We start from the raw sequence: 5,325 nt of genomic DNA, 5'->3' as shown, positions 1-5,325 counted from the left end.
TAGCGGCTGACCGTGTTCGTCGTGGTGACGCTGCTGGTCGCCCTGGGCATCGCGGTGGCGCAGGGCTGTTCCGGCCCGGCGCGCGGCCTGGGCGGGGACGGCGGCGGGCAGCGCACGGGCGTGCAGCAGGCCCCCGTGCCGGGGGACGGTCAGGGACGCGTGGCGTAGAAGGCGACCGCCGAGGCCGCCGCCACGTTCAGGGAGTCGACGCCGGCCTCCATCGGGATGCGCACATGGACGTCGGCCGCCGCGAGCGCGGCCGGGGAGAGCCCGTCGCCCTCGGTCCCCAGCATCAGCGCGAGCTTCTCCGGGCGCCGGGCGGCGAGTTCGTCCAGGTCGACGGAGTCCTCCGAGAGGCACAGCGCGGCCAGCTCGAAGCCGTGCGCGCGGAGGGTGTCCGCGTCGTGCGGCCAGGACTCCAGGCGGGCGTACGGCACCGCGAAGACCGTACCCATGGAGACCTTCACCGAGCGCCGGTACAGCGGGTCGGCGCAGCGCGGGGTGAGCAGTACGGCGTCCACCCCGAGGGCGGCGGCGTTGCGGAAGGCGGCGCCCAGGTTGGCGTGGTCGACCATGTCCTCGAAGAGCGCGACCCGGCGCGGGGCGCCGTGGGGGCCGGCGGACTCCAGCAGCTCGGCCGGGGTGGGCAGCGGGTTGCGGGCCATCGAGGCGAGGGCGCCCCGGTGGACGTGGTACCCGGTGACGCTCTCGGCCAGCTCGGGGCTCACCACGTAGACCGGGCAGGTCAGTTCGTCGATGAGGTCGGCCATGGTGTCGACCCACTTGGGGGTGAGCATCATCGAGCGCATGCCGTAACCGGCGTTCCCCGCCCGGCGGATGACCTTCTCGCCCTCGGCGATGAACAGTCCCTCGGCGGGTTCGCGCCGGCGGCGCAGGGCCACGTCGGTGAGGTTCGTGTAGTCGTGCAGGCGCGGGTCGGCGGGGTCGTCGACGGTGATGAGCTGGGCCACGGGGTGCTGGTGCCTTGTTCTTCCGGAGGGGTCAGGGCTGTTCGGTGGTCGGGGTCGCGTTCACCACGGCGCCGATGACGATGACCGCCGGGGGCTTCACGGCCTCGGCGCGTACGGTCTCCGCCACGGTGGCCAGCGTCGCGTCCACCCGGCGCTGGGCGGCGGTGGTGCCCTCCTGGACTAGGGCGACGGGGGTCTCGGGGGCCTTGCCGTGGGCGATCAGGGTCTCGGCGATCTTTCCGATCTTGTCGACGCCCATCAGCACGACGAGGGTGCCCCTCAGGCGGGCCATCGCGGGCCAGTCGACCAGGGAGCGGGCGTCGTCGGGGGCGACATGGCCGCTGACCACGGTGAACTCATGGGCGACCCCGCGATGGGTGACGGGTATCCCGGCGGCGGCCGGCACCGATATCGAGCTGGAGATGCCGGGCACCACGGTGCAGGGGATGCCCGCCTCGGCGAGCGCCTGCACCTCCTCCATGCCCCGGCCGAAGACGAACGGGTCGCCGCCCTTGAGCCGCACCACGGATTTGCCCTGCTTGGCGTGCTCGATCAGGGCGTTGTTGATGGCCTCCTGAGCCATGTACCGCCCGTAGGGGATCTTCGCCGCGTCGATGACCTCGACGTGCGGCGGGAGTTCGGCGAGCAGGTCGCGCGGGCCGAGCCGGTCGGCGATGACGACATCGGCCTCGGCGAGCAGTCGCCGGCCCCGGACGGTGATCAGGTCCGGGTCACCCGGGCCGCCGCCGACCAGGGCGACACCGGGCGTGCGGGTGCGGTGGTGCGGGGCGACCAGGGTGCCGTCGCTCAGGCCCGCCACGACCGCGTCGCGGATGGCGGCGGTGTGCCGGGGGTCGCGGCCGCGCGCGCTGGTGGTGAGGACAGCCACGGTCACGCCCTCGCTGGTGCCGGTGGCGGGCGTCCAGGCGGTGGCCTGGTCGGCGTCGTCGGAGCGGACGCACCAGACACGGTGGGCCTCGGCCTCGGCGGAGGCCGTGGCGTTGGCGACGGCGTCGCTGGTGGCGATCAGGGCGTACCAGGCGCCGGAGAGGTCGCCCTCGGCGTACGGGCGGCGCAGCCAGGTGATCTCGCCGGCGTCGGCCATCGCCTCGACGGAGGGGGTGGCCTCCGGGGAGACCAGGAGGACGTCGGCGCCCGCCGCGATCAGCGCCGGGAGGCGGCGCTGGGCGACCTGGCCGCCGCCGAGGACGACCACGCGGCGACCGGTCAGGCGGAGGCCCACGGGGTAGGCGGGGTGTTCGGCCATGAGGTGCGGCTCCTCGTGCGGTGTGCGGTGGGCGCGCCGCGCCTTCGGAGCGGCCCTGACGTGCGGATCTTAATGTCTGGGCCCCTGGTGGGGCACGGGTGGTCCGGCTGGTGAACTCCGGACCGGACCACCCGTGGCCGTCGGCTGCTTCTCGGTGACGCTACTTCTCGGTGACGCCCGCCGAGTCGAACGTCGCCACCTCGTGCATCGCGCGGGCCGTGCTCTGCACCAGCGGCAGCGCCAGCAGCGCGCCGGTGCCCTCGCCCAGGCGCAGGTCGAGGTCGACCAGCGGGCGCAGGCCCAGCTTGTTGAGCGCGGCCACATGGCCGGGCTCGGCGCTGCGGTGACCGGCGATGCAGGCCGCCAGCACCTCGGGGGCGATGGCACGGGCGACCAGCGCGGCGGCACCGGCGCTCACCCCGTCCAGGATCACCGGTGTGCGCAGCGACGCGCCACCCAGCAGCAGGCCGACCATGGCCGCGTGCTCGAAGCCGCCGAGGGCCGCGAGGACGCCGATCGGGTCGGCCGGGTCCGGCTGGTGGAGTTCCAGCGCGCGGCGGACGACCTCGGTCTTGCGGGCCAGGGTCTCGTCGTTGATGCCGGTGCCCCGGCCGGTGACCTCGGCCGGGTCGGCGCCGGTGAAGACGGAGATCAGCGCGGCGGAGGAGGTGGTGTTGGCGATGCCCATCTCGCCGGTGAGCAGCGCCTTGTTCCCGGCGGCGACCAGGTCGCGGGCGGTCTCGATGCCGACCTCGATGGCGGCTCTGGCCTCCTCGCGGCTCATCGCGGGCCCGGTGGTCATGTCGGAGGTGCCGCCACGGATCTTGCGGGGCAGCAGACCAGGGGTGGCGGGCAGGTCGGCGACGACACCGACGTCCACCACGCACACCTCGGCGCCGACCTGGTTGGCGAAGGCGTTGCAGACCGCGCCGCCGCCCAGGAAGTTGGCGACCATCTGCCCGGTGACCTCCTGCGGCCACGGGGTGACGCCCTGGGCGTGCACACCGTGGTCACCGGCGAACACGGCCACGGCCGCGGGCTCCGGGATGGGCGGCGGGCACTGCCGGGACAGGCCGGAGAGCTGCGCGGAGATGATCTCCAGCATGCCGAGCGCGCCGGCCGGCTTGGTCATGCGCTTCTGCCGCTCCCACGCCTCCCCGAGCGCCTTGGCGTCGAGGGGGCGGATCTGTGCGACGGTCTCGGCAAGCAGGTCGTGGGGGTCCTCTCCGGGCAGGGCGCGGCGGCCGTACGTCTCCTCGTGCACCACCCAGGACAGCGGGCGGCGCTTGGACCAGCCGGCCTGCATCAGCTCGGGTTCGTCCGGGAACTCGTCGACGTACCCGACGCACAGGTAGGCGACGACCTCCAGGTGCTCGGGCAGGCCGAGCGCGCGGACCATCTCCCGCTCGTCGAAGAAGCTGACCCAGCCGACGCCGAGGCCCTCGGCGCGCGCGGCGAGCCAGAGGTTCTCCACCGCGAGCGCGGAGGAGTACGGCGCCATCTGCGGCTGGGTGTGCCGGCCCAGGGTGTGGCGGCCGCCACGGGTGGGGTCGGCGGTGACGACGATGTTCACCGGGGTGTCGAGGATGGCCTCGATCTTCATTTCCTTGAACTGCTTCGCCCGGCCCTTGGGCAGCGACTTGGCGTACGCCTCGCGCTGGCTCATGGCGAGGTCGTGCATCGCGCGCCGGGTGTCGGCGGAGCGGATGACGACGAAGTCCCAGGGCTGCGAGTGGCCGACCGAGGGGGCGGTGTGGGCCGCCTCCAGGACGCGCAGCAGCACGTCGTGCGGGATCGGGTCGCTGCGGAAGCCGTTGCGGATGTCGCGGCGCTCGCGGATCACCTTCAGTACGGCTTCGCGCTCGGCGTCGTTGTACGCGGGCGCGGCCGGGGCCGGCGGGAGGGCGGGCTCGGGGTCCTCGTCCTGGTCGGCGTCGGTGGTGGCGAGGTCCTCGGCGTGCTGGACGAGGTCCGGCTCCGGTGCCTCGGTCACGGGGCTCTGCGGGGCGACGGTGTCCAGGTCGGGGAGGATCAGCGGCTGCGGCGGGGTGGGCGCCAGGTGGGGGGTGGTGGGCACCTGTCCGTCGACGGCCACGAACTGGCCGAGCGGCTGCTCGGGGTGCGGCTCCGGCGGCAGACCGGAGGGCAGCGGCTCCGCCGGGGCGGGTGCTTCCCCGGGGACCTGGAGCTGGGGACCGGACGGGGCTTCGTGCGCCTCCACGGCGGCCGGGGGCTCGAAGACGGGGGGCTGCGGGGCGGCCACCGGGGTGTCCTCGTGCTCGGGGAGCAGGAACTCCTCGGCGGGGCCGGGGGCTTCCGGCTCGGGAGCGGGTGCGGCCTCCGGTACGGGGGTCTCCATGACCTCCTGCACCGGGGCGAGCAGGACCTCAGGCTGGACGGCCTGCGGGGCCTCCCCGACCGGGGCCGCCACAGCGTCGGGCGCCTCCTCGGCAGGAACCTCCGCGACCTCGACCAGGGCCTCCTCGATGGCCGCCTCGGCCTCGTGCCCCGGAGCCGCGTCGGGCACGGCCTCCAGCACCGGCTCGGCCACCTCGGGCTCGGAGATCTCGGGCTCGGGGATCTCGGCCGCGAGGGGGGCCTGCGGCGCCTCCTCGATGGCGACCCCGGCGGCCTCGGCGACCTCGGTCTGAGCGGTCAGCCGGTCCACGGCGGCCTGCGCGGCCGCCGCGGGCTCGACGGGCTCGACCGGCGCGCTCTCGGCGACGGGCAGGACAGCCTCCGGCAGGGCCGCTTCCGGGACCATCTCCTGCGGGGCGATCTCGTCCGCGACGGCTGCCTCAGGGGCAGCCACGTCCGGCACAACCGCCTCCGGAAGGACCGCCTCCGGGGCAATGGCCTCGGGAACAACCTGCTCCGGCGCCACAGCCTCAGGAACGGCCTGTTCCGGAACAACCTCCGGAACAACCGTTTCGGCGGCCGGCGCCACAGCCTCCACCGGTCCCGCACCCCAAGGCGCGGCGGCCTGCGGGACCGGGTCGGGCAGCGCCTGCACGTCCAGGTACTCGGGGCCGGCCAACGGCCGTACCGGCGCACCGGCGGGGCCGCGGTCGGCGAGGGAGCGGACGG

3 protein-coding genes and 1 pseudogene are annotated in these 5,325 nt (G+C 74.7%); 1 reads left to right on the top strand and 3 read right to left on the bottom strand.

The genetic code is table 11. The annotated features are described in order from the left end of the window. Nucleotides 1-168 (top strand): annotated as a pseudogene (locus tag GT030_RS28650) (serine/threonine protein kinase); the annotation flags it as partial. On the opposite strand, the gene GT030_RS28645 reads toward GT030_RS28650, so the two are convergent. The 3 genes from GT030_RS28645 to cobT form a co-directional block, all read right to left on the bottom strand. Continuing rightward, nucleotides 150-971: an RNA methyltransferase gene (locus tag GT030_RS28645; protein ID WP_161203568.1), complete on the bottom strand. Its 822-nt coding sequence runs from the start codon at nt 969-971 to the stop codon at nt 150-152. The pseudogene GT030_RS28650 and the gene GT030_RS28645 sit on opposite strands and share 19 nt — an antisense overlap. 31 nt (nt 972-1,002) lie before the next feature. After that, nucleotides 1,003-2,238: a uroporphyrinogen-III C-methyltransferase gene (cobA, locus tag GT030_RS28640; protein WP_161203567.1), complete on the bottom strand. Its 1,236-nt coding sequence runs from the start codon at nt 2,236-2,238 to the stop codon at nt 1,003-1,005. Between the two features lie 160 nt (nt 2,239-2,398). Next, nucleotides 2,399-5,325: nicotinate-nucleotide--dimethylbenzimidazole phosphoribosyltransferase (gene cobT, locus GT030_RS28635; RefSeq protein WP_237522872.1), on the bottom strand; the 2,927-nt coding region annotated here is incomplete at its 5' end.

It is taken from the genome of Streptomyces sp. SID1328 (assembly GCF_009865595.1).
GTDB classification, from domain to species: domain Bacteria; phylum Actinomycetota; class Actinomycetes; order Streptomycetales; family Streptomycetaceae; genus Streptomyces; species Streptomyces griseoluteus.
Note: the sequence above shows the minus strand (reverse complement) of the source record. Positions and strands in the feature narration are given on the sequence as shown.

Coding starts and splice junctions, on each gene's coding strand:
- cobA (WP_161203567.1), bottom strand. CDS start 2,238: ATGGCCGAACACCCCGCCTACCCCGTGGGCCTCCGCCTGACCGGTCGC.